This window comes from Jeotgalicoccus psychrophilus DSM 19085, from assembly GCF_000425845.1.
Classification (GTDB): domain Bacteria; phylum Bacillota; class Bacilli; order Staphylococcales; family Salinicoccaceae; genus Jeotgalicoccus; species Jeotgalicoccus psychrophilus.
The window spans coordinates 40,268-63,351 of sequence record NZ_AUEF01000008.1 but is presented as its reverse complement, the minus strand read 5'-3'; the positions used below and the strand labels follow the sequence as shown (position 1 = coordinate 63,351).

The window sequence follows — 23,084 nt, the reverse complement described above, 5'->3', positions numbered from 1 at the left end:
ATAAGACGGCTTATTCATTGGAGGTTATGTCGTGAAAGTAGATGACTATCGTTTACTTGCAACATTAAGCGAAGCTAAAACATTGCGTAAAGCTGCTGAAAAGCTGTACATATCACAGCCGGCAGTCAGTCAGCGTCTGAAGTCAATTGAAGACGAGTGGGGCGTGCAGATTTTTATCAGAACGAAAAAGGCGCTCTATACGACAGGCGTCGGAGAGAGAATCATTGCACATGCTAAGAAGGTTGTTGATGAGGAAAGGCTTGTAAAAGATTATATTGCGGCAAATGAAGGTGCGGTTGAAGGTAAGATTTCAATCGGGGTATCGTCGTTAATCGGCTATACGATTCTGCCGGATATTCTCGCTAAATATTTAAGTGATTTCCCGAATGTAAACGTTAAAATTGACGTAGGTTCGACGAAAGAAATTATTGCGAACCAGGGAGATTATCACCTATCAATCATACGCGGTTCCCGTGTATTAAATAAGGAGAATGAACTTCTCTACAGCGATAAACACTACCTCGTCACTCCGAAAGATGTCGAACTCGAAGATCTCGCCGTTATAGAATTCCAGGCTGATCCCGATTATATTACGCATATTAAAAATTACTTTGAAGGCCGCTTCAATATTAAGTATGAACCACAGATTTTCGTCGATCAGATTACGACGTGCCGCGAGCTGCTGCGCAAAAAAGTCGGTATTACGGTACTGCCTGAACTGGTGCTCGAGGGCCTCGACCTCGATAACTATCATATTGAAGAAGTTTTAGTAGGCGACAAGCCGCTGACACGTGATACGTATATTTCATATGACAAGAGCGTACTCATGCTGCCGCAGGTGGAATCTTTTATTGATTTAATTAAAAAAGATTCAGTTTCCGGCGGAAACTAAAATCGGGGGACGAAGATGATAAAAGACCTGTTCCAAATACAAAACTACAAATTATTTTTAACGAATATGACTATGCTTGGAATGGCGGTAGCAATTACAGCGCCGTTCCTCGTTATTTTTATGACTGAAACCCACGGGTTATCCTCTACAGGCTACGGAATATTCATGGCTTCGGCCGCTGTCGGCAGTTTCTTTGTCAATACGATTATGGGACGCTACAGTGACAGGCTAAAGTTCGACCGGAAATATTTAATTATCGCTGCATTATTTATGCAGATTATGGCATTTTTAAGTTTTTTAATCATTCCAAACACATGGATACTTATCATTTCTTACATTATATTCTTTTCACTTGGTGCTCCGGCTATGCCGCAGCTCTACGCATCTGCCCGCGAATCGATTAACCAGTATCGTTCCGGTATCGCAGTTATGGCAAACATGATACTGCGTTCGATGTTCAGCTTCGGCTTTCTGTTCGGTCCTCTTGTCGGCTCAATTCTGCTTGCACGCTACGATTTTACCGGTTTATTTTTTGGTACCGTAATTATGTTCGCTGTCGTCTTTATGTCGAGTTTTCTAATTAAAAATTCAAGTGCACCGGCAGTTGAAAATACGGTAGAAATTACGAACTACGAAGAACCTAAAAGTCCGAATCTGTTAACCAATATGACGTTATTACTGCCATTTGTTGCTTTTGTCTTTCTTCACGTGGGACAATGGATGTATCTATTGAATATGCCATTGTTTGTCACAGGCTATCTCGGAGAAGCGGACAGTGCTGTCGGAATACTCGCCAGTCTGTGTGCAGGACTCGAAGTGCCGCTCATGATTTTTATGGGCTATGTCGCATCACGCGTTTCATCGAAGACACTCTTAATTATTGCCGGATTTATCGGCAGCATGTACTTTTTATCGATTGGAATATTTGAAAGCTACACGATGATGCTGATTGGCCAGCTGCCATTGGCACTATTCCTGGCAATACTGCTCGGCCTCGGAATCAGTTATTTCCAGGACCTGCTGCCGCAGTTCCCGGGATACGCTTCGACACTATTTGCGAACGCAATGATCGTCGGCCAGCTGGTCGGTAACCTGCTCGGCGGTATCGCAAATGATACACTGGGTGTAGAGAACTCATTCTATATCAGCGGCGCATTTTTATTTATAGCATTTATACTGTTCTTCTTTACTAAGAAGGAAGTTACAAAAGGAGAAATTTGATGGACATTATTTTATGGCTCATTGTTTTTGTTACATTTATACTGGGTTTCGCCGGGATAATATATCCGGTAGTCCCTTCAGTACTCATGTTCTGGGTCGGATTTTTAGTATATAACTTTTTCATCGGCGACGAGCTGTCATGGATGTTCTGGGTCATCGCAGCAGCGCTGACTATCGTAGCACTCATCAGTGACGTTGCAGCAAACAGCTATTTCGTGAAAAAATTCGGAGGCAGCAAAAGAGGCGAATGGGCAGCGATAATCGGTGCCATTATCGGGATGTTTGTCTACCCGCCGTTCGGTGTCCTCTTCGTACCATTTATCTTCGTATTCGCAGTCGAATTCATACAGATAAAAGATATGAACAAAGCACTGAAAGCATCGGTAGGCTCGTTCCTGGCATTTATCTCGAGCGCAATCTTCGATGTAATTATTTACATCTTCCTGATTATCTTCTTCCTGCTGGATGTATTTTTATATTAAATGATTACACCCGCACCTTGGTTGAGGCGCGGGTGTTTTTTTGTTTTATGAGTGCCGGAACCCTTCACGGGATTGAAGACGGGCTTCGGATACTGCCGGAACCCTTCACGGGACTGGAGACGGGCTTCGGATGTTGCCGGAACCCTTCACAGGATTGAAGACGGGCTTCGGATACTGCCGGAACCCTTCACGGGACTGGAGACGGGCTTCGGATGCTATGCTGCATGCATTTCCAATCAAAAAGAGAACCCCGCACAAGCGGGGTTCTCTTCGATTACTTCTCAGTTTTTGTATATTCAGCTTTGTCTTCTGTTGCTGCATCTTCGCCTTCTTCATCGAGTATTTCACGAACGTTGTACATTTCGTACTGCGGATCGTGTTTTCCTCTTTGAATGTCTAATGCGTAATGACATGCAACATTGTGGAAGCCTTCAGTTTCTGTATCTTTTTGCTCCAGTACAGGTTGTTCCGTACGGCAGTAATCTGTCGCGAATGGACATCTTGTATGGAAGCGGCAGCCTGTCGGCGGATCAATTGGTGACGGAACGTCGCCGCGCAGGAAAATACGCTGCGCTTTTTTACGTGGATCCGGTACAGGTATTGCTGATAATAATGCTTTCGTGTACGGGTGCTGAGGGTTTTCGAAGATCGATTCTGTATCTCCAACCTCAACGATTTTACCTAAGTACATAACGATGATGCGGTCAGCGATATGGCGGACAACACCAAGGTCATGCGAGATAAAGAGATAAGTTAAACCGAGCTCGCGCTGTAATCTCTTTAGCAGGTTAAGGACCTGAGCCTGGATTGATACGTCCAGAGCAGATACTGCTTCATCACAAATGATGAGTTTAGGGTTAACTGACAGTGCACGTGCAATACCGATACGCTGACGCTGTCCGCCTGAGAATTCATGAGGATAGCGGTCGATCTGGTGCTTCTGCAGTCCTACAGTTTCCATTAATTCAATAATACGGTTATTACGCTCTTTACGAGGCACAACTTTTTGAATATCCATCGCTTCCCATAACGTCTGTCTGACAGTTTTACGAGGGTTTAATGATGCGTAAGGATCCTGGAAAATAATCTGCATATCTTTTCTCATCTTGCGCATTTCGTCTTTCGACATTGCAAGAACGTCCTGTCCTTCGAATTCAACTTTACCGGCAGTCGGCTCATCAAGACGAAGAATGGCACGTCCTGTAGTTGATTTACCGCAGCCTGACTCACCAACAACTGCAACAGTTTCACCTTTATCGATTGAGAAAGTAATTCCGTCAACAGCTTTGACGTGATTGACTGTACGTCCTAAAAATCCACCTTTAATCGGGAAGTGCTGCTCCAGGTTTTCAACATTTAATAATGGTTTACTTGGCATTTAATTGTACCTCCTTATCTCCGTCCCACTGCTCAGTATGAATCCAGCATCTGACTTCGTTGCCGTCTTCCTGAACTTCGAGCTCAGGCAGCGTGTTGCAAATATCCGATGCGAAAGGACAGCGGGGTGCAAAACGGCAGCCTGACGGCATTTCATTTGGTGCAGGTACGTTACCTTTGATTGGAATAAGCTCATCCTGCGCTTTATCGTGACGAGGCAGTGAATTTAATAATCCAACTGTATAAGGGTGTTTCGGATTTTCAAATAATGTATAAACGTCAGCGAATTCAACAACTTTACCAGCGTACATTACAGCAACGTAGTCACAAGTTTCAGCAACGACACCAAGGTCATGTGTGATCATTACAACACTCATGCCGATTTCTTCCTGAAGTTCTTTAATCAGTTCAAGAATCTGTGCCTGTATTGTTACGTCAAGTGCTGTAGTCGGCTCATCAGCGATTAAAAGCTCAGGCTTACATGCTAAAGCCATTGCGATCATGACACGCTGTCTCATACCGCCTGACAGTTCGAACGGGTACTGATTAACGCGTTTTTCCGGTGAAGGAATACCAACGAGTTCAAGCATTTCAATCGCGCGTTTTGTACCGGCTTTCTTACCAAGACCTTCGTGAATTTTATAAGACTCACGGAGCTGCTGACCGATTGTAAATGTCGGGTTAAGCGATGTCATCGGTTCCTGGAAAATCATTGAGATTTCATTACCGCGAATTTGGCGCATGCGTGAGTTTTTAACTTTCGTTAAATCTTCACCTTTATATTTAATACTGCCTCCGATAATTTCGCCGGGGCTTTCAATTAGTCTTAGTACTGAGAGGGCAGAAATACTTTTTCCTGAACCACTCTCTCCAACGATACCTAAAGTTTTACCTTTAGGTACCTGGAATGTCACTCCATCGACAGCCTTTACTTCGTTGGAATCAACGAAGAAGGAAGTACGGAGATCTTGTATATCGAGAATCATTTCTTCTGACATGATTTTCACTCCTTCTTAGTTTAAGTCCACTCGTTTGTTAAGCAGTCTGTAGGTTATATCAACGACCAGGTTAACAATAACGAATACTACCGCAATAACCAGTATTGCGCCCTGGACGACAGGGAAGTCACGCTGAAGGATTGAATCGATGATCAATCTTCCGAGACCGTTAATTGCGAATACACTTTCTGTAAGTACAGAACCTGCAAGGAATGAACCGAATTGAATACCGATTACAGTAATTACAGGAATCATCGCATTTTTAAGTGCGTGGCGTAAAATAACTGAACCTTCTTTAACGCCTTTGGCGCGTGCAGTACGTATGTAATCCTGATCAATTACATCGAGCATGCTGCTTCGTGTCATACGTGCGATTATAGCAGCACCGGCTGTACCGAGCGTAATAACCGGCAGGACGTTTTGTTCAAGACTGCCCCAGCCCGTAGGTTTAAAGATCTGGAATTCAATTGCAAACCATTGAATTAACATGAGTCCAAGCCAGAAGTTTGGCATTGACAGACCGAACAGTGCAACAACCATCATTGCAACGTCTTCAAAAGTATATCTTCTTACTGCAGAAATAATACCAGCTAACAGACCCCAGAAAACACTGAAGATCATAGCCATTACAGATAATTCAAGAGTAATAGCAAAACGTGCACTTATATGGTCAAAGACGGGAATGTTGTCACGGATAGATGAACCGAAGTCCAGCTGTGCCGCGTTCCCTAAGAATCTGAAATATTGCTCGTAAAGCGGGTCATTTAACCCGAGTCTTGCCTCAATCGCTTTTACAGTAGCTTCCGGCGCACTTTCCCCTGCCATAATAACAGCTGGGTTACCTGGAGTGAGGTGCATCAGACTGAACACGAGTACCGTAACTCCGAGGAGCACGGGAATAAGCTGAAATAATCTGCGAACTATAAATTTAGTCATGATATCCTCCTCCTATTTTTTGGCCTTCGGATCGAGAGCGTCTCTCAAACCGTCCCCAAACAAGTTAAATGCGAGTACTACGATAACGATCATCATACCAGGGAAGAACGTAATGTGTGCTGCCTGATACATGTAGTTACGTCCGTCGTTAAGCATAGCTCCCCACTCAGGCGTCGGCGGCTGTACTCCTAATCCTAGGAACGACAGACCAGCTGCTGAAAGAATCGCTGTTGCGACAAATAAAGTTGTGTTAACGATAATCGGAGACATTATATTCGGCAGAATATGCTGGAATATAATTTTTCCGTCACGTGCACCAAGTGCTCTGATTGCATCAATGTATTCGAGTTTGCGCGTTGTCAGCGTTGAACCGCGGACGATACGTGCGAACTGCGGCAGCGCCCCGATTGCGATGGCCACAGTTACGTTGAATGTGCTTCCGCCAAGTACACTTACAATTGCAAGTGCAAGTAAGATACCGGGGAACGCAAGAAGAACGTCCATCAGGCGCATGATGACTGTATCAAGCCATCCGCCGAAGTATCCTGCGAGGAGACCGATTGGCACCCCGACTATAGCAGCCATAAAGGTTGCTGCAAAACCTACACCCAGTGTTATGTACATTCCGTGAAGAATACGATAAAAGATATCGCGGCCCAGGTGATCTGTACCAAACCAGTATTGCGCTGAAGGACCCAGCAGTTTATCGGTAAGGTTGGTCGCGTTTGAATTGACGCCTAGTATATTATAGTTGGCGTCCAGCGCACCAAAGATTGAAACGAAAAATAAAAATACCAATACGTAAAGACCGACGAGTGCTGCTTTGTTCTTTCGAAGCTTCTTATAGAAGTCTTTGAAATTGTCGAGTCTACGATTGGCAGGTTTTGTTACTGGAACCTGACTTGGTTGTATATTGGACATACAACTTAACCCCCTCTTGAAACTGAATATTAAGATAAATCTAAAAATTTCAGACATATTTATTGATAATACATCGATGTATAGACTATAACAAGAATGAATCCCATTCGTCTATACTTTTTACTGCCAATATTCGCAAAACTCAACATATTGAAAGCGTTTCCTTATATATATCAAGGGTTTGAGTAAAAATTAACGGTTGCATCTTTTTAATTCCTAGTGCTATAATCTGGATTATAATACATACAAGATTCCTATGAATTGAGTGTATCACAATAATGGAGGCTGTAAATTGGCTAATAAATATTATACATATCTATTGATGGCTGCACTTATGATAATAATGGCAGCTTGTACGAGTGACTCGGATGTCGAGGTCACTGATGAAGAAGGGAATACAGAAGAAACGAGTACCGGCGGAGATCTGGTTGCTTCATATGCAACAGATGTTTCATCACTTGATCCGGCAGGGCAGAACGATTTGCCGTCCGACCAGCGCAGAAATGTCATTTATGAAGGACTCCTTTATTTAAATGATGAGCTGGAGCCGGAACCCCGTCTTGCGACAGATTACGAGCAGACAGCTGAGACAACGTGGGTCTTTAATCTGCGTGAAGGTGTTCAGTTCCATGACGGAACTGAATTAAATGCAGAAGCGGTCAAAGCGAATATCGAAAGAATTGTTGACCCGGCAGTAGCATCATCACGGGCGAATATTTTTGAAATGATTGAAGAAATTAATGTCGTTGATGATTATACAGTTGAAATTATTACTGAATATCCATTTGCGGCACTGCCGAACTATCTGGCACATGATGCCGGCGGCATGGTCTCCAAAGCAGTAATCGATGAAGACTACCAGAATGCACTCGACGAAGCGGAGCTCGATATGACACTCGATGAGTTCTACGAACAGCGTGCAGCTGGCGGCGCAGAATATGAAGAAACAGCTAACGAGGTCGGAAGAGCGACAGGAACGATTGTTGAACAGAAACCTGTCGGTACAGGCTATATGCAATTCCAGTCACGCTCACCGGGAGAAAATGTAGTCGTTGAACGATTTGACGACTACTGGGATGAGCCTGCGAAACTCGACACGATTACTTTTAAAGTCGTTGCAGAAGATGCCTCAAGAATCGCTGAGCTTGAAAGCGGACAGTCTCACTTCATACAAGGGTTTGATAATGCGCAGTGGGAACGGATAGAAAACCATCCGGAGATGGAAACACATCCGGTGTATAACCTGTCTAATGAATACGTCGGTATGAATACACAAAAAGGACCGCTGGAAGATAAGAGAGTGCGTCAGGCAATCGGCCATATGGTCGACAAAGATACGATTATGGAAGGTATCTATTACGGTGTCGGCCGGACGATGAAAGGCGCACTGCAGGAAGAAATTTTAGGCTATAACGAAGATCTTGAAGATCTGGAGTACAACCCGGAACGTGCGAAAGAACTGCTTGAAGAAGCAGGCTACGGCGACGGCTTTGACTTGACGATTATGACAAATGACACACCTGAACGTGTCGATCTTGCAATTTATCTGCAGGAAGAACTGAAAGAAGTAGGTATTAATTTAAGCATCGAACAGCTTGAGTGGGGCGCGTACTTAGAAGCAGTCTCAAACGGTGAACACGATCTCTTCATCTTAGGATGGCCGAATCCTGTCGGTGATCCGGATCAGGGCATTTGGCCGCTGTTCCATTCATCCATGCAGGGCACGGCAGGCAACCGTTCGTTCTTTGATAATGCTGAAGTCGATGAACTGCTTGAACAGGGACGCAGAGAATTGGACGACGCTAAACGGGAAGAAATTTATCAGGAAATCGATAAAATTCTCGTAGAAGAACAGCCGGCAGTCTTTATCAGACAGTCACAAAGTGCGAATGCTGCACGTACTGAAGTCGAAGGGCTCTACATCAGCCACTTCAATAAACCTGATTTTAGAAATGTCACTATTAATGAGCAGTAGGAGTTTTTCATAAAAAAATAGAGATAATCCAGGGGGATATATAATATGAAGTATTTCAAACGTTTAACAATCGCTGCAATGGCACTGGGGCTTGCGGCATGTACGAGTGATGCAAATGTGGAAGTTGCAGGTGAAGACGGCGAAACGAATACTTCAGGGGGAGATTTCATTGCATCATATGCGAGTGATACCTCCTCGCTTGATCCGGCAGGACAAAATGATCTGCCGTCAGATCAGCGCAGAGACGTATTATATGAAGGGTTATTTGATATAGACGAAAATATGGAGCCGGAAATGACACTGGCAACAGACTTTGAGCAGGTCAATGACACAACCTGGGAATTCAGTCTGAGAGATGACGTAAAGTTCCATGATGGCACGGATTTTAATGGAGAAGCATTTAAGGCGAGCATCGAACGTATCGTTGACCCCGCTGTTGCGTCATCGCGCGCGAATATTTTTGAAATGATTACTGAAATTAACGTGATTGACGATTATACAGTAGAAGTTGTGACGGAATATCCGTTCGCAGCACTGCCGAACTATCTGGCGCATGATGCCGGCGGTATCGTCTCTAAGGAAGTAATAGATGAAGACTATCAGAATGCTATCGACCAGGCAGGACTTGATATGACTGTAGATGAATATTACGAACTCCGCGCTGCAGGCGGCGAAGAATTTGAGGAGACTGCCAATGCAATCGGCGCGGATACAGGGGCAGTAATCGAACAGAAACCGGTTGGAACGGGCTACATGAAGTTCCAGTCGAGAACACCGGGTGAATCAGTTGTCGTTGAACGATATGATGACTACTGGCAGGAACCGGCAAAAATCGATACGCTGACATTTAAAGTAGTCACAGAAGCGACCGCGCGTATTGCGGAGCTTGAAACAGGACAGTCTCACTTTATTTACGGTATTGAAAACTCGCAGTGGGACAGATTGGCAAGCAATCCGGAATTAATAACTGAAGAAGGCATTTATAACATTTCAAATGAATACATCGGCATGAATACAGAAAAAGGTGCACTTAAAGATAAAAGAGTGCGTCAGGCAATTGGTCATATGGTCGATAAAGAAGCGATTATGGAAGGTGTCTATTACGGGCAGGGGCGCACGATGAAAGGTGCGCTGCAGGAAGAAGTACTCGGCTATAACGAGGACTTGGAAGACCTTGAACATAATCCTGAGCGTGCAAAAGAGTTAATGAAGGAAGCGGGCTACGACGATGGTTTGGATTTGAAAATCCTGACGAACGATGTGCCGGAACGTGTCGATATCGCGATACTGATGCAGGAAGAGCTGAAAGACATCGGCATTAACCTGGAAGTAGAACAGCTTGAGTGGGGGACGTATCTCGAAGCAATATCGAACGGCGAGCATGATTTATTTATTCTCGGCTGGCCGAACGCAGTAGGAGACCCGGATCAGGGCTTATGGCCGCTGTTCCACTCCTCGATGAAAGGTTCGGGCGGAAACCGTGCATTCTTTGATAACGAAGAAGTCGATAAACTGCTTGAAGCCGGGCGCAAGGAGTCAGATACAGAAAAACGTGCAGAAATTTATAAGCAGGTCGATGAAATTCTCGTCGAAGAACAGCCTTCTATATTCATCAGACAAGCTCAGGGACCGCAAGCTCACCGTACAGAAGTTAAAAACTTTGATCCAGGAGCTCTCGGTAAGCCTGACTTCAGAACAGTAACATTGGAAGAACAGCCAGAGTAATAAAAATATAAACAGAAGCAAAAACTGCTAACTATTAATAGTAGGTTTTGCTTCTGTTTTTTTTCTCCAGCATATACAATTTAAATAATATGAAAATTGCACGGCGGAGGTAGTAAAATGGATCAGTGGTATAAAATAGATAATACAGGGAAAATTTTTCATGCAGTATCGAATGCATCGAACTCTGCAGTATTCCGTGTATCGATGACGCTGCACGAAACGATTGATCCGAAAATTCTGCAGAAAGCCCTCGATATCGTTGTAATGAGATTCCCGACACTGACGGTCAGAGTGCGTAAGGGGCTGTTCTGGGATTTCTTAGAACAGAACGATCAGGTGCTGCAGGTGAAAAAAGAGTCGGATTATCCATGTGCACCGATAGATAGAAAAGAAAATAATGCATTTTTAATCCGTGTGCTGTATTTCGGCAAGCGTATCTCGGTGGAAGTGTTTCACTCGCTGACGGACGGCGGCGGTGCGGCTGAGTTTTTAAAAACGCTCGCGTACCAATATGTAACGCTGAAAGGTGAACCGGTGGAAGCTGACGAGAAAATTATGCTGCCTGACGAGGCGCCGAAGCGTGAAGAAGTTGAAGACAGTTTTGAAAAGTATGCAACGTCGCGGGAAGTTAAAAACCCGGCGTCGAGCGACAAAAAGGCATATCAGCTAAAAGGAACGCAGCTTAACCCGCCCGGCATTAATGTAATTCAAGGTGTGGTCGATGCAGGCGCATTGAATACTTACGCAAAAGCACAGGGCACATCACTGACAGGATTTTTAACGAGTCTGCTGATAAAGGTCATTCATATGGAAAAAAACCGTGAGAAATCAAAAGCATCGCTGATTACTGTAGCGATGCCGGTCAGCCTCAGAAGACATTTCCCGTCGGTTTCAATCCGGAACTTTTTCTCGGTGTCGAATATCGGTGTCAGAATGAGTGACGATGTCTTGTTCGAAGATGTAATAACAGAAGTAACGAAACAGCTTATTGAAAAAACGGATAAAAGTTTTTTACAAGAAAGCATTAACCGTTTCGTCGCATTTCAAAGCAATCTGCTGCTTAGAATCATCCCGGTGTTCATTAAATATCCGGTGATGCGCTTCGCGTTTAATCAGTTTGGAGAACGGGCGAAGACAATCACGGTGTCGAATCTTGGCAATATTCAGCTGCCTGATTCCATGAGACCGTATGCCGATTCGATGGATGTCGTTCTTTATCCGACGAATAAAAGTCCGATTAACTGCGGAACTGCCACGGTAAACAATAAATTAACGATTACATTTTCACGTTCAATAGAAGAAAATGAAATCATAAGGACATTTTTTAAAGAAATCACAAGGTTAACAGGGCTTGAAGTGAAGGTATCTTCTAATGGATGGGGGGAGTAATGATGAACAGATGCGGGGAGTGTGAAATAGTCACGGAAGAACAGACATGCCCGCTGTGCCATAAAGTATTATCGGAAGTTGAACAGGCTGAGGACGACAAGGCCTATCCCGTCTACGACCAGCAGGAATATAAAACACGTGTGCGTATATCGAAACTCGCAATTATCGGGGGCATTCTCGCAACGCTGATCTGCTTTTTAATCAATGTTATCGTTATGCCGCATTTTCTGTGGGTGTTCTACGTGGCAGTGGCAATATTTTATCTGCTTGTATCGCTGAACCATACGATACTGTCAGCATCGCATCTCGGCGGTAAAATAACCGCCCAGGTCATCAGTCTGACGATACTGCTGCTCGTTATCGACGGTATGTCCGGTTCAGTGAAGTGGTCGGTTAACTATGTCGTACCGTTCGTTATTATTGCGGGGATTATGCTGATTTCAATCATTATGCTGAAAGTCCGCATGAATTGGACCGGCTACATCAGTTTTCTTTTGATGATGATTGGATTTGGATTTCTGCCGCTTATACTGTATCTGTCAGGCGTTGCAGATATCTTGTGGCCAAGCGTTTCGGCAGCATCATTCGGTGCGGCAACATTCATTGCAATGCTGCTTATTGCGAACGAATCATTTATGACACAGCTCGGCAGAAGATTTCATTTTTAATATAAGTAAATGATAAGAGGGACGGATGAGATGAAAATATTATTTAGAGGTATGGCGCTTTTTACTGCAGTCTCCGGTGTCATTATGTATGTCTACCGTGCACTGTTTGTACATAAAAGAAGTATCGGGAGCGAGCTTGCTGAAGATTTAATCAGGGTGGCGAACTTTGATATTCAGGATGTAAATGATGAAATGCTGGAACGTAATGCTGAAGAAAATCGCGTGGAGTATGAAATCCCAAAGAGTATCGTCAGGTCAGAAATCGAAAGTTATAAAGTATCAGGCATGAAAATATTCAGGATGTCTCCGAAAACAGAAAAACGCAAGCAGCGTGTACTGTACCTGCACGGCGGCGGATACATTCACCAGCCGTCGGTATTCCACTGGAGATTTTTAAGTAAACTCGTTAAAGAAACAGAGATGGAATTTATCGTGCCGATCTATCCTAAAGCACCGGAATATACGTATGAAGAAGCGTATGAAGCGGTGCAGGAATTATATAAGGGTCTTATCCGGGACGACAACAATATTGTCATCATGGGCGACTCCGCAGGCGGCGGTCTGACACTAGGTCTTGTACAGTGGATGAAAAAAGAGCAGCTGCCAATGCCGAAAGCACAAATTGTCATTTCACCATGGCTCGATATTACACTTTCCAATCCTGATATTGAAGCGTATGAAACGGTCGAACCGATGCTGAAACCCGATAACCTGAAAATTATCGGTAAAATATGGTCCGGAGATACAGAGCCGGATGACTATAAAGTCTCACCGATGTTTGGTGACTTGAGCGGGCTGCCGAAGCTCTATCTTATAGTAGGGACAAGAGAAATCATTCTGCCCGATGCACGGAAGTACATTCAGCTGCTCGCAGAATCAGGAGCGGATTACGAATATTACGAATATGCAATGCAGAATCATGTATTTCCGCTGTACCCGATTAAAGAAGGCATCGAGGCAAGAAAGCAGATTAGAGATATACTGCTTGAATATGATAGCTAGACAGTAAGATTAAGAAAGCGGAGCCTGGGCTCCGCTTTCTTTGTTTTGGCGTGTATTTCCTTTGTTAACCGACCTTACCGGCTGACAACATACACTGTGACAATATAAATTAAATTATCTGAAAATTGAGTTAGTTAGCGTTTTCATAAAAGGGAATCTCTGCTTTACTTCTAGTTAATTACATAAGAAGGGGGTTTATTATGAAATTTAATAAGTATTTAGCAATGTTACTTGGTGCAACTTTAGTTCTTTCAGCCTGCGGCGATGACTCCGCGGATGAACCTGCAGCAGAATCGGAAGAGGCGACAGATAGTGAGGAGAGTTCCGGCGATGCTGCTTCACTTGAGACGAATATCGTTACTATTGCGACCGGCGGTTCTTCAGGGCCTTACAATATTATTGCGACGACGCTTGCAGAGGGATACAGCAATGAGTTTGGTGTGAACTCCAGAACTCAGACAACTGGTGCATCAGCAGAGAACTTAAACTTAATGGCAGAAGAGAAAGTGGAAATGTCATTTGTGATGAGTGATGCTTTAACACAGGCTGTAAATGGTGAAGAGACATTCTCAGAACCGATTGATAATATCCAGCAGGTTGCAGCTCTTTATCCGAACTACGTACAGCTGATTTCTACTGACGGCGCGGGTATTGAAAGTGTTGAAGATCTTGCAGGAAAACGCGTTGCAGTCGGAGACCAGAACTCGGGTGTTGAAATTGCAACACGTGCGGTACTGGAAGCTCACGGCATGTCTTACGATGATATCGAAGTCGATTACTTAGGATACGCGGAAGCTTCTGAAGCAATGCGCGGCGGACAGCTTGATGCAGCATTCCTGACAAGCGGATTGCCTAACGCATCTGTAATGGAGCTGCAGAATTCAGTAGACCTCAAAATTGTACCAATCGAACAGGAAGCTGTAGATGTGCTGAGTGAAGATGCGGATTACTTTGAAGCATTGGAAATTCCGGCAGATACTTACGGTAATGAAGAAGCAGTGCCTACTGTTGCGATTATGAACGCGCTCGTTGTCCGTTCGGATATGAGTGAAGATGATGTTTATAACTTAACGAAATACATGTTTGAAAATCTGGATACTTTAGGCAATGCTCACCAGGCGGCGAATGATATTAATATTGAAACAGCAGAAGATAGTGCAGTAATCGATATTCACCCTGGAGCCCAAAAGTATTACGATGAGCAGTAAATTTAAATGGATGATTACGGGGAGCATGCTAGTTGTGCTCCTTTTCATCTTTCTGGTACCTCAAAAAAAGATTGTAATTGATTCTGAATCAGGTGAAGACCTTTATCTTCCCCCTGAAACTTTTGAAATTCACTGGATTCATTCGATTGAAAAAGAAGAATGGTTTGAAGTGTACAGCGTTGAAGATGAGAGTTTTATTTTAACGGAGTCGCATTTTAAAACGTTTGGCGCAGGGGTCCCAAGTGATTCGGATGAGCCTGCTGAAATGACAAAAGATGGTTTCGTAAAATACACGATAAACGATCCGTATCCCGATATTTACCTTAATGTTTCTGATAATGTCGAAACTAAAATTGTGCAGGATGATGAAGAAATCTTGCTGTACGAATTATACGAGCCGTATACCGCAGTGGAAATTACAATAGAATACATATCGTTAATCAAACAATTAACAGGGGGGTTAATATGAAAAAGCATACAGAACCGGCAGTTGCGCCGGACACTCAGGCAGTCCAGGAGAAATATGATAAAGATGCACGAACACGGAAATTCAGCAGTAAAGGTACCGTTTGGACTGTAACAATACTTGCAGTGCTGTATTCGCTGTTCCATTTATATATGGTCTTTAATCCGATGCCTGCACTGCAGCAGCGTTCTATACACGTTGCGGTCGGACTGGCACTAGTTTATATGCTTTACCCGATGTTTAAAAAGCAGGACCGGTCGAAACTTCCAATCTTAGACTGGGTGCTGGCAGCGGCAAGTTTATTTACTGCCGGATATATATTAATAGAATATCAGGCAATTGTTACTGAACGCGGCGGCATTCCGAATAACGTTGATATTATTATGGCAATTGTTACTGTGCTGCTAATTCTTGAAGCGGCACGTCGTGTGACCGGCTGGATATTGCCGATACTTGCGTTAATATTTTTAGTATATCCATTTATCAGTCATATGGATGTTCTGCCGAATATGATGATGACGCGTCCGTTTGATCTCGGTGATATATTCGGACAGCTGTATTTGAAAACTGAAGGACTGTACTCTACTGCTATAGGGGCGTCTGTAAACTTTATTTTCCTGTTTATTTTATTCGGGGCATTTTTACAAAAGTCTGGAATGGGTCAATTCTTTAACGACTTGGCAATGGCATTGGCCGGTGCCCAGCGGGGCGGACCAGCTAAAGTTGCCGTTGTTTCAAGCGGATTCATGGGAAGTATTAACGGTGCAGCAGTTGCAAACGTAGTAAGTACAGGCGCATTTACCATACCATTAATGAAAAAAATCGGTTATCACAAAAATTTCGCCGGTGCAGTTGAAGCCAGTGCATCAGTCGGCGGACAAATTCTGCCGCCGATTATGGGAGCGAGTGCATTTATTATGGCCGAAACTACGGGTATAAATTACGGTACTATCGCACTCGCTGCGCTGCTCCCGGCGCTCTTGTATTACTTTGCTGTAATTTTGCAAGTCCATTACAGAGCGGGAAAACGTGATTTAAAAGGTATTCCGAAGGCAGATTTACCGAGAGTTAAACAGGTAATGAAAGAACGCGGACACCTGATTATTCCACTTGTCGGTTTAGTCGTTATGCTGTTCATGAACATGCCAATACCGAGAGCAGCAATCTATACGATATTCCTGACGATTATTATTGCATCATTAAGAAAAACAACACGCATGTCATTTAAAGATATTTTTGACGGCCTTGCACTTGGTGCCCAGCAGGCGTTATCAGTAATGATTGCCTGTGCGGTTGTCGGAATTATTATCGGTGTCGTATCGTTAACGAGCTTTGGTGCGATAATGACTTCTGCAATTGCAGGATTAGGCGGAGGATCATTATTCCTGACACTGTTCTTTACGATGATTGCATCAATGGTGCTCGGTATGGGTCTGCCGTCAATACCGGCATATATCATTACTGCAACTATGGCAGCACCGGCACTTGCTGAATTCGGTGTGCCGATTCTGTTAGCACACATGTTTGTATTCTACTTTGGTATCTTTGCAAACGTGACACCGCCGGTAGCACTTGCGGCATTCGCTGGTGCGGGAATCGCGGACTGATGTGATTGGATTAAGTATAGCGATTATTATATTTATACTTAACTATGCGAAATGGAAAAAAGAAGAACCGGCAGCTGCATAAATTGATAAAGTTAAAGACACCCCTGCAACTGGATAAGGTGTCCGGCTGAGGGGTGATTTGTTTATAATTATATTCTCTTTCTGCTCATATTCATCAGCAGGTTAGTAAGTGTAAATAATAATTAGAGTTTTCTGAAATAATAGTTGTGCAATTTTAGTTTCTAGTGTAGTATTCTGAATATTATAAGAAGTTCTTTTAGGCTTCTGGGAATTGGGGGGAATCAAATGAAAAAGTTTAGTTTTATGGCATTACTCGGTGTATTAATACTTATTCTCGCAGCATGTACTGATGATAGTAATGTGGAAGAGGAAACAACTGAAGGTGAAGATGCCGCATCTGAGGAAGGCGGTACTCTGACTCTGGCAATGCCTAGTGATGCTGTATCGATGGACCCGCACGGCAGTAACGATGTGCCGTCTGAACAAATCCGCGATACAATTTATGAGCCGCTGTTAACGCAGGATGAAAACTTCGAAATCGTTCCTGTATTAGCTGAAGAGTATGAACAGATTGACGATACAACATGGGAGTTTAAACTTCGTGAAGGTGTTACTTTCCACGATGGCAGTGAATTTAATGCAGAAGTAGTTAAAGCAAATATCGAACGTGTGAAAGATATAGCGAAAGCTTCACCGCGTTCATTCCTGTTAGACATGGTAAGTGAGGTTAACATTATCGATGATTACACTGTTGAACTCGTTACAGAGTATCCTTTCGCACCGCTTGCGAACAACTTAACGCATGGTGCAGGTAAAATGATCAGTAAAGATTTAATCGATGCTGATTACCAGCAGGCACTGGATGAGGCTGACAGTGAATTATCTCTTGAAGAGTATTACGAACTGCGCGCTGAAGGCGGCGACGAACACGAAGCTGTAGCGAATGAAATCAGTTCATTTGTCGGTCAGCTTGTTGAATCTGAGCCCGTTGGAACAAACTACTTTAAGTTTGAATCAAGAAGCCCCGGCGAGCAGACAGCTGTTGTACGTAACGATGACTACTGGGGAGATACTGCACTGCTTGACGGTGTAAACTTCAAAGTAGTATCAGAACCGGGTTCACGTATTGCTGAGCTGGAGTCAGGTTCATCAGACGCAATTCTTGCTACACTTTCAAGTAATATTGAACGTGTGGAAAGCAATGAAGACGTAACACTGCTACGTAATGACTCAGTATCGATCGACTACATCGGTTTCAATACTGAAAAAGAACCATTCAACGATCCGAGAGTACGTCAGGCAATCACTCATGCATTTGACAGTGAAGCTGTACTTGAAGGAGTTTACAATGGCTCAGGCACACCGGCAGAAGCACCGCTTGCACCGGGAGTACTTGGTTATTCTGAAGACCTTGAAGGATTAGACTACAATATGGAACGGGCACAAGAACTGCTTGATGAAGCAGGCGTTGAAGACTTAACAATCAACTTAATGGTTAACGATGATAACCCTGAACGTGTCGATGTTGCATTATGGTTACAGGAATCATTAAGCACACTTGGAATTACAGTGAACGTGGAACAAGTTGAGTGGGGTGCATACCTTGCAGCGACTGGTGCAGGTGAACATGATATGTTCATCCTGGGCTGGAGCAACTCAACAGGTGACCCGGATAACGGAATTTCACCATTATTCCACAGCGATAACATCGGTGATACTGGTAACCGTTCATTCTACAACAACCCGGAACTGGACAGCATTTTAGACGAAGCCCGTCAGTCAACTGAAGAAAGCGAACGCGAACAGCTTTACATGGACGCTCAGCAGATCTTAGTAGACGAGGCACCGGCAATCTTTATCCGCCACGGTGAAAACTTAAATGCACATGGCAATCACGTTGAAGGATTCGAAGGCGATGCATATAACATCTTCGACTTCAGAGGAACTTCAATGCAGTAACTGAATAATTAACACGATAAACCACCCTTAAATCTTAATTATAAGATTTAAGGGTGGTTTTTTGGTGTATTGGAGCTTTTGGATGACCATGTCGAACTCACGAGGTAATCCGCGGCCTTTTGGATGACGATGTCGAACCCACAAGGTAATCCGGAGGCTTTTGGATGACCATGTCGAACTCGCGAGGTAGTCCAGCAGCATTCGGATTACCATGTCAATTCTATGAAGGGTTCCTGCAGCTTTTGAATCCCGTCTTCAATTCCATGAAGGGTTCCGTCAGCTTTTGGATCCCGTCTTCAATTCCATGAAGGGTTCCAGCAGACTTTGAATCCCGTCTCCAACTCCGTGAAGGGTTCCAGCAGACTTTGGATCCCGTCTCCAATTCCATGAAGGGTTCACTTTACCGTGAGGTGTTCCAAGACACTCCACCTCCCCGTTCATTGTAAAAAAATTGAAATTTTTATTAAACCTTAAAATATTTCCTGTTAAACAGAGTATGAGTGATATAAAAATAATATTATAAGCGAAGGGGCGTTTTCCATGAAGAAGTTCAGTTTTATCTCACTGACAGCATTTTTACTGTTAATTCTCGCAGCATGTACAGACGATAGTAATGTTGACGAAGAGGCAGCTAGCGATGATTCAGCTGCAACACAAGACGGCGGCATGACGATTGCAATTCCGTCTGATATTGTGTCACTCGATCTGCACGGGAGTAATGATGATCCTTCCGAGCAGATCCGGGATACGATTTACGAACCGCTAGTAACTCACGATGAGGATTTAAGTATCATCCCGGCTTTGGCTGAGGAGTATGAGCAGGTTGATGAAACGACGTGGACTTTTAAATTGCGTGAAGGTGTGACTTTCCACGATGGCAGCGAGTTTAATGCAGATGTGGTCAAAGCAAACATAGAACGGATTCAGGATCCGGCAAGGGCTTCTGCCCGCGCGTCGCTTCTTGATATGGTCAGCGAAGTAAATATTATCGATGACTACAATATCGAACTCGTTACAGAATATCCATATGCGCCGCTCTTAAATAATTTATCGCATGGTGCAGGGAAGATGATCATCAAAGATTTAATCGACGCAGATTATGAAAACGCACTGGAACAGGCAGAAAGTGATTTAACGCTCGATGAGTATTATGAACTGAGAACTGCTGGCGGCGAGGAGCATGATGCTGCTGTCGAAGACATCAGTCAGTTTGTCGGTGAAATGGTTGAAACCGGACCTGTCGGGACAAACTACTTCAAGTTTGAATCGAGAAGCCCGGGTGAAGAAACTGTCGTTTCCCGCAATGATGAATACTGGGATACACCGGCACTGCTTCAGGATATAACTTCTAAAGTGGTGACTGAGCCGGGAACGCGTATTGCAGAACTTGAATCAGGTTCATCGGATGCAATCTTGTCTACATTGACGAGCAACACGGACCGTATTGAAGAAACAGACGGTATGACACTTATGCGCAGTGATGCTGTAAACGTTGACTATATCGGATTTAATACAAGCAAAGAACCGTTTGATGATCCCAAAATCCGTCAGGCAATTTCACATGCTTTTGACAGTGAAACGGTTCTGGACGGCGTATATAACGGTTCCGGCATACCGGCCAATGGTCCGCTGGCACCGTCATTACTCGGCCACTCTGAAGAATTAGAAGGTCTCGATTATGATATGGCTCGTGCAGAAGAACTTCTTGCTGAAGCTGGAGCAGAAGATTTAACGATTAATCTCATGGTCAATGACGATAACCCCGAGCGTCTGGACGTTGCATTATGGCTCCAGGAGTCGTTAAATGAAATCGGTGTAACGCTGAATGTTGAACAAGTCGAGTGGGGCGCTTATCTAGATGCGACCGGCAACGCCGAACACGATATGTTCATTCTCGGCTGGGGGAATACAACAGGAGATCCGGATGAAACGATCGCTTCGCTGTACCATACGGATAATGCCGGCAATAATGGGAACCGTGCTTTTTACAGCAACCCTGAACTTGATCAAATTATAGATGATGCGCGTCAGGAAACGGACGAAGCCGCACGCGAATCACTTTATATCGATGCACAGGAAATTATTATTGAAGAAGCACCGTCAATTTTTATTCGTCACGGTGAATATTTAAATGCACATAACGACAACGTGCACGACTTTAAAGCCAACGGCTTCAATATGCTGGACTTCAGCGGGACTTATATCGAAGAGGAATAAATATAAAAATTTCACTATGCAGTCATGACTTTTTGAAATGTCATGACTGCATATTTTATATTTTTTCAGTTATGCATGAACTTATAAAAATTTATTGAAAGCGCTTTATTTTGAATAAAGTCCATGATATAGTGAGAAAAGGCTGAGGATTGATAATTTAACAGCAAATTATTATATTGTTAATATTTTCAAAATTCAACCTTGTAAGAAAAATTGTTTTACGGTAATATTATAAGAGTGAAATTTTAGGATTCTAAATAGTTCTAAAATTTAAAATTATTTGAGGGGGAAATACATAATGAAGAGCCTTAAACAACTGCTTACTTTAAGTTTAGTGCTGATGTTCACATTAGTACTGGCAGCTTGTACAAGCGACAGCGACGTTGAGCCTGAAAGCGAAGACGGCGCAGCAGAAGGTACACCGGCTGGGAGCCAGGACCTTGTCATCTCTGCAATGAGTGACATCGTATCAATGGACCCGCACGGTAACAACGACGTACCATCATCAAACGTACGTTACAACTTATACAATGGACTGACTGTCCTGAATGAAGATATGGAAGTGGAACCCGGTCTTGCGACAGAGTGGGAACCAGTAGATGACACAACATGGAGCTTTACTCTCCGTGATGATGTTACATTCCATGACGGCACACCTTTCAATGCGGAAGCTGTTGTTGCAAACCTTGACCGTGTACTTGACCCGGCTATGGCATCACCTCGTATGTTCTTATACGAAATGATTACTGATGTTGAAGCTGTAGATGAGTTCACAGTTGAAATTACGACAGAATATCCATTCGCACCATTACTTGCACACCTTGCGCATGATGGCGGCGGCATGATCAGTAAAGATGTTATCGATCAAGACTACCAGCAGGCGCTTGATGCTGCAGGTGAAGAGATGACAGCAGAAGAGTATTACGAACTACGCGACAGCGGCGAAGCTGAAGAAGTTCAGGATGCAATTTCATCTGACCTTGGTCAGTATGTTACAGAAAATCCAGTGGGAACAGGCATATTCAAATTACAAGAACGTACACCAGGTGAACAGGTTGTGCTTGAGCGCAACGATGATTACTTCGGTGAAGCTGCAACGCTTGATACAGTAACGTTCAAAGTAGTTCCTGAAACTGCTTCACGTATTGCTGAAATCGAAGCGGGTACTTCACACGTTGCCGGCGCAGTTGAATCAAGCAATGCTGAGCGTATTGCAAACGGAGCAGACACTACACTTGACGAAACAGAGTCAATGTCACTTTCTTACATCGGTTATAACACTGAAAAAGAACCATTAAACGATCCTTTAGTACGTCAGGCAATTTCTTATGCAATCGACCGTGAAGAAATCATTAACGGTGTATACGACGGCGTAGGTATTCCTGCTAACGGACCGCTTGCTCCAGGCGTATTCGGTTACGATGAAAACGTTGAAGGTATCTCTTACGATATCGAACGTGCAAAAGAATTAATGGCTGAAGCAGGACACGAAGATGGATTCGATGTGTCAATTCTGACTAATGATTCACCAGAACGTGTTAACACTGCAATCTACTTACAGGAATCACTTCAGGAAATTGGTATTAACCTTGAAGTTCAGCAAATGGAGTGGGGCGCGTACTTAGAAGAAACAGCAGCTGGTAACCACGACATGTTCGTTCTTGGATGGTCTACTGTAACAGGTGACGCGGACTATGGAACTTATCCGTTATTCCACTCATCAATGCATGGTGACCCAGGTAACCGTTCATTCTTATCAGACGATAAAGTGGATGAATTACTTGAAGCGGGACGTCGTGAAACAGATGAAGAAGCACGTCTGCAAATCTACTCTGAACTTCAGGAACAGCTGGTTGAAGCAGCGCCAATGGCATACATTCACCATCAGAACTACTTAACAGGTATGAACTCTAACGTTCAAGGCTTCTGGGTTGATGCACAAGGTATTTATCACCTTGATCAGGTAACAATTGAAGAATAGTAAAAGCTTAAGGAACCCGGCATATTTTTGCCGGGTTCT

General features: G+C 43.8%; 17 protein-coding genes and 1 pseudogene. 14 read left to right on the top strand and 4 right to left on the bottom strand.

All coding sequences use genetic code 11. The features are described 5' to 3' along the window. The first annotated feature begins 31 nt into the window (after nt 1–31). From H625_RS0104140 to H625_RS0104130, 3 genes are read left to right on the top strand one after another with little or no spacing between them, the layout of a single operon-like run. Nucleotides 32–892 carry a LysR family transcriptional regulator gene (locus tag H625_RS0104140; protein WP_026858798.1) on the top strand — a complete coding sequence of 287 codons (861 nt, stop codon included), beginning with the start codon at nt 32–34 and terminating at the stop codon, nt 890–892. A gap of 15 nt (nt 893–907) precedes the next feature. Continuing rightward, nucleotides 908–2,113 (top strand): sugar efflux transporter, encoded by a 1,206-nt coding sequence (locus H625_RS0104135; protein WP_026858797.1) that lies wholly within the window; start codon nt 908–910, stop codon nt 2,111–2,113. Next, nucleotides 2,113–2,595 (top strand): DUF456 domain-containing protein, encoded by a 483-nt coding sequence (locus H625_RS0104130; protein ID WP_026858796.1) that lies wholly within the window; start codon nt 2,113–2,115, stop codon nt 2,593–2,595. Before H625_RS0104135 ends, H625_RS0104130 begins: the two co-directional genes overlap by 1 nt. Nucleotides 2,596–2,869: 274 nt before the next feature. Here H625_RS0104130 and H625_RS0104125 read toward each other — a convergent pair whose 3' ends face one another. Genes H625_RS0104125 through H625_RS0104110 form a run of 4 tightly spaced genes read right to left on the bottom strand, consistent with a single transcriptional unit; the run spans nt 2,870 to nt 6,827 of the window. After that, nucleotides 2,870–3,973: an ABC transporter ATP-binding protein gene (locus tag H625_RS0104125; RefSeq protein WP_026858795.1), complete on the bottom strand. Its 1,104-nt coding sequence runs from the start codon at nt 3,971–3,973 to the stop codon at nt 2,870–2,872. After that, nucleotides 3,963–4,970, bottom strand: a complete 1,008-nt coding sequence (locus tag H625_RS0104120) for an ABC transporter ATP-binding protein (RefSeq protein WP_026858794.1) — start codon at nt 4,968–4,970, stop codon at nt 3,963–3,965. The genes H625_RS0104125 and H625_RS0104120 overlap by 11 nt, the downstream gene beginning before the upstream one ends. A 15-nt stretch (nt 4,971–4,985) precedes the next feature. Next, nucleotides 4,986–5,906 carry an ABC transporter permease gene (locus H625_RS0104115; protein WP_026858793.1) on the bottom strand — a complete coding sequence of 307 codons (921 nt, stop codon included), beginning with the start codon at nt 5,904–5,906 and terminating at the stop codon, nt 4,986–4,988. A gap of 12 nt (nt 5,907–5,918) precedes the next feature. Continuing rightward, nucleotides 5,919–6,827, bottom strand: coding sequence for an ABC transporter permease (locus tag H625_RS0104110; RefSeq protein WP_026858792.1), 909 nt, complete (start codon nt 6,825–6,827; stop codon nt 5,919–5,921). A 292-nt stretch (nt 6,828–7,119) separates the two neighbouring features. Between H625_RS0104110 and H625_RS0104105 the strand changes: the two genes are divergently transcribed. The 11 genes and pseudogenes from H625_RS0104105 (at nt 7,120) to H625_RS0104055 (ending at nt 23,045) form a co-directional block, all read left to right on the top strand. Then, complete coding sequence (locus tag H625_RS0104105; RefSeq protein ID WP_026858791.1) at nt 7,120–8,802, top strand: glutathione ABC transporter substrate-binding protein; 1,683 nt, start codon at nt 7,120–7,122, stop codon at nt 8,800–8,802. 45 nt (nt 8,803–8,847) lie between these two features. Next, entirely contained in the window at nt 8,848–10,527 is a 1,680-nt protein-coding gene (locus H625_RS0104100) for an ABC transporter substrate-binding protein (protein WP_026858790.1), read from the top strand. A 117-nt stretch (nt 10,528–10,644) separates the two neighbouring features. After that, the gene (locus H625_RS0104095; protein ID WP_026858789.1) at nt 10,645–11,916 is read left to right on the top strand and encodes an alcohol acetyltransferase; all 1,272 of its coding nucleotides are present in this window, start codon (nt 10,645–10,647) and stop codon (nt 11,914–11,916) included. 2 nt (nt 11,917–11,918) lie between these two features. Continuing rightward, complete coding sequence (locus H625_RS0104090) at nt 11,919–12,584, top strand: DUF6320 domain-containing protein (RefSeq protein WP_026858788.1); 666 nt, start codon at nt 11,919–11,921, stop codon at nt 12,582–12,584. 9 nt (nt 12,585–12,593) lie between these two features. Continuing rightward, nucleotides 12,594–13,586 (top strand): alpha/beta hydrolase, encoded by a 993-nt coding sequence (locus tag H625_RS0104085; RefSeq protein WP_084135727.1) that lies wholly within the window; start codon nt 12,594–12,596, stop codon nt 13,584–13,586. Between the two features lie 200 nt (nt 13,587–13,786). Next, nucleotides 13,787–14,794: a TAXI family TRAP transporter solute-binding subunit gene (locus H625_RS0104080; protein ID WP_026858786.1), complete on the top strand. Its 1,008-nt coding sequence runs from the start codon at nt 13,787–13,789 to the stop codon at nt 14,792–14,794. After that, nucleotides 14,784–15,263, top strand: coding sequence for a DUF1850 domain-containing protein (locus tag H625_RS12510; RefSeq protein WP_051238962.1), 480 nt, complete (start codon nt 14,784–14,786; stop codon nt 15,261–15,263). Before H625_RS0104080 ends, H625_RS12510 begins: the two co-directional genes overlap by 11 nt. Continuing rightward, nucleotides 15,260–16,861, top strand: a pseudogene (locus H625_RS12505) (TRAP transporter permease); the annotation flags it as partial. The gene H625_RS12510 and the pseudogene H625_RS12505, both read left to right, overlap by 4 nt. A 312-nt stretch (nt 16,862–17,173) precedes the next feature. Further along, on the top strand, nt 17,174–18,847 hold the full coding sequence (locus H625_RS0104065; RefSeq protein WP_026858785.1) for a glutathione ABC transporter substrate-binding protein: 1,674 nt from the start codon (nt 17,174–17,176) through the stop codon (nt 18,845–18,847). 540 nt (nt 18,848–19,387) lie between these two features. Continuing rightward, a complete protein-coding gene (locus tag H625_RS0104060) occupies nt 19,388–21,064 on the top strand; it encodes a glutathione ABC transporter substrate-binding protein (RefSeq protein ID WP_026858784.1) in 1,677 nt (558 codons plus the stop codon). Between the two features lie 298 nt (nt 21,065–21,362). Further along, nucleotides 21,363–23,045: a glutathione ABC transporter substrate-binding protein gene (locus tag H625_RS0104055; RefSeq protein WP_026858783.1), complete on the top strand. Its 1,683-nt coding sequence runs from the start codon at nt 21,363–21,365 to the stop codon at nt 23,043–23,045. Nucleotides 23,046–23,084: the final 39 nt, after the last annotated feature.

Coding starts and splice junctions, on each gene's coding strand:
- H625_RS0104135 (WP_026858797.1), top strand. CDS start 908: ATGATAAAAGACCTGTTCCAAATACAAAACTACAAATTATTTTTAACG.
- H625_RS0104130 (WP_026858796.1), top strand. CDS start 2,113: ATGGACATTATTTTATGGCTCATTGTTTTTGTTACATTTATACTGGGT.
- H625_RS0104125 (WP_026858795.1), bottom strand. CDS start 3,973: ATGCCAAGTAAACCATTATTAAATGTTGAAAACCTGGAGCAGCACTTC.
- H625_RS0104120 (WP_026858794.1), bottom strand. CDS start 4,970: ATGTCAGAAGAAATGATTCTCGATATACAAGATCTCCGTACTTCCTTC.
- H625_RS0104115 (WP_026858793.1), bottom strand. CDS start 5,906: ATGACTAAATTTATAGTTCGCAGATTATTTCAGCTTATTCCCGTGCTC.
- H625_RS0104110 (WP_026858792.1), bottom strand. CDS start 6,827: ATGTCCAATATACAACCAAGTCAGGTTCCAGTAACAAAACCTGCCAAT.
- H625_RS0104100 (WP_026858790.1), top strand. CDS start 8,848: ATGAAGTATTTCAAACGTTTAACAATCGCTGCAATGGCACTGGGGCTT.
- H625_RS0104095 (WP_026858789.1), top strand. CDS start 10,645: ATGGATCAGTGGTATAAAATAGATAATACAGGGAAAATTTTTCATGCA.
- H625_RS0104090 (WP_026858788.1), top strand. CDS start 11,919: ATGAACAGATGCGGGGAGTGTGAAATAGTCACGGAAGAACAGACATGC.
- H625_RS0104085 (WP_084135727.1), top strand. CDS start 12,594: ATGATAAGAGGGACGGATGAGATGAAAATATTATTTAGAGGTATGGCG.
- H625_RS0104080 (WP_026858786.1), top strand. CDS start 13,787: ATGAAATTTAATAAGTATTTAGCAATGTTACTTGGTGCAACTTTAGTT.
- H625_RS12510 (WP_051238962.1), top strand. CDS start 14,784: ATGAGCAGTAAATTTAAATGGATGATTACGGGGAGCATGCTAGTTGTG.
- H625_RS0104065 (WP_026858785.1), top strand. CDS start 17,174: ATGAAAAAGTTTAGTTTTATGGCATTACTCGGTGTATTAATACTTATT.
- H625_RS0104060 (WP_026858784.1), top strand. CDS start 19,388: ATGAAGAAGTTCAGTTTTATCTCACTGACAGCATTTTTACTGTTAATT.
- H625_RS0104055 (WP_026858783.1), top strand. CDS start 21,363: ATGAAGAGCCTTAAACAACTGCTTACTTTAAGTTTAGTGCTGATGTTC.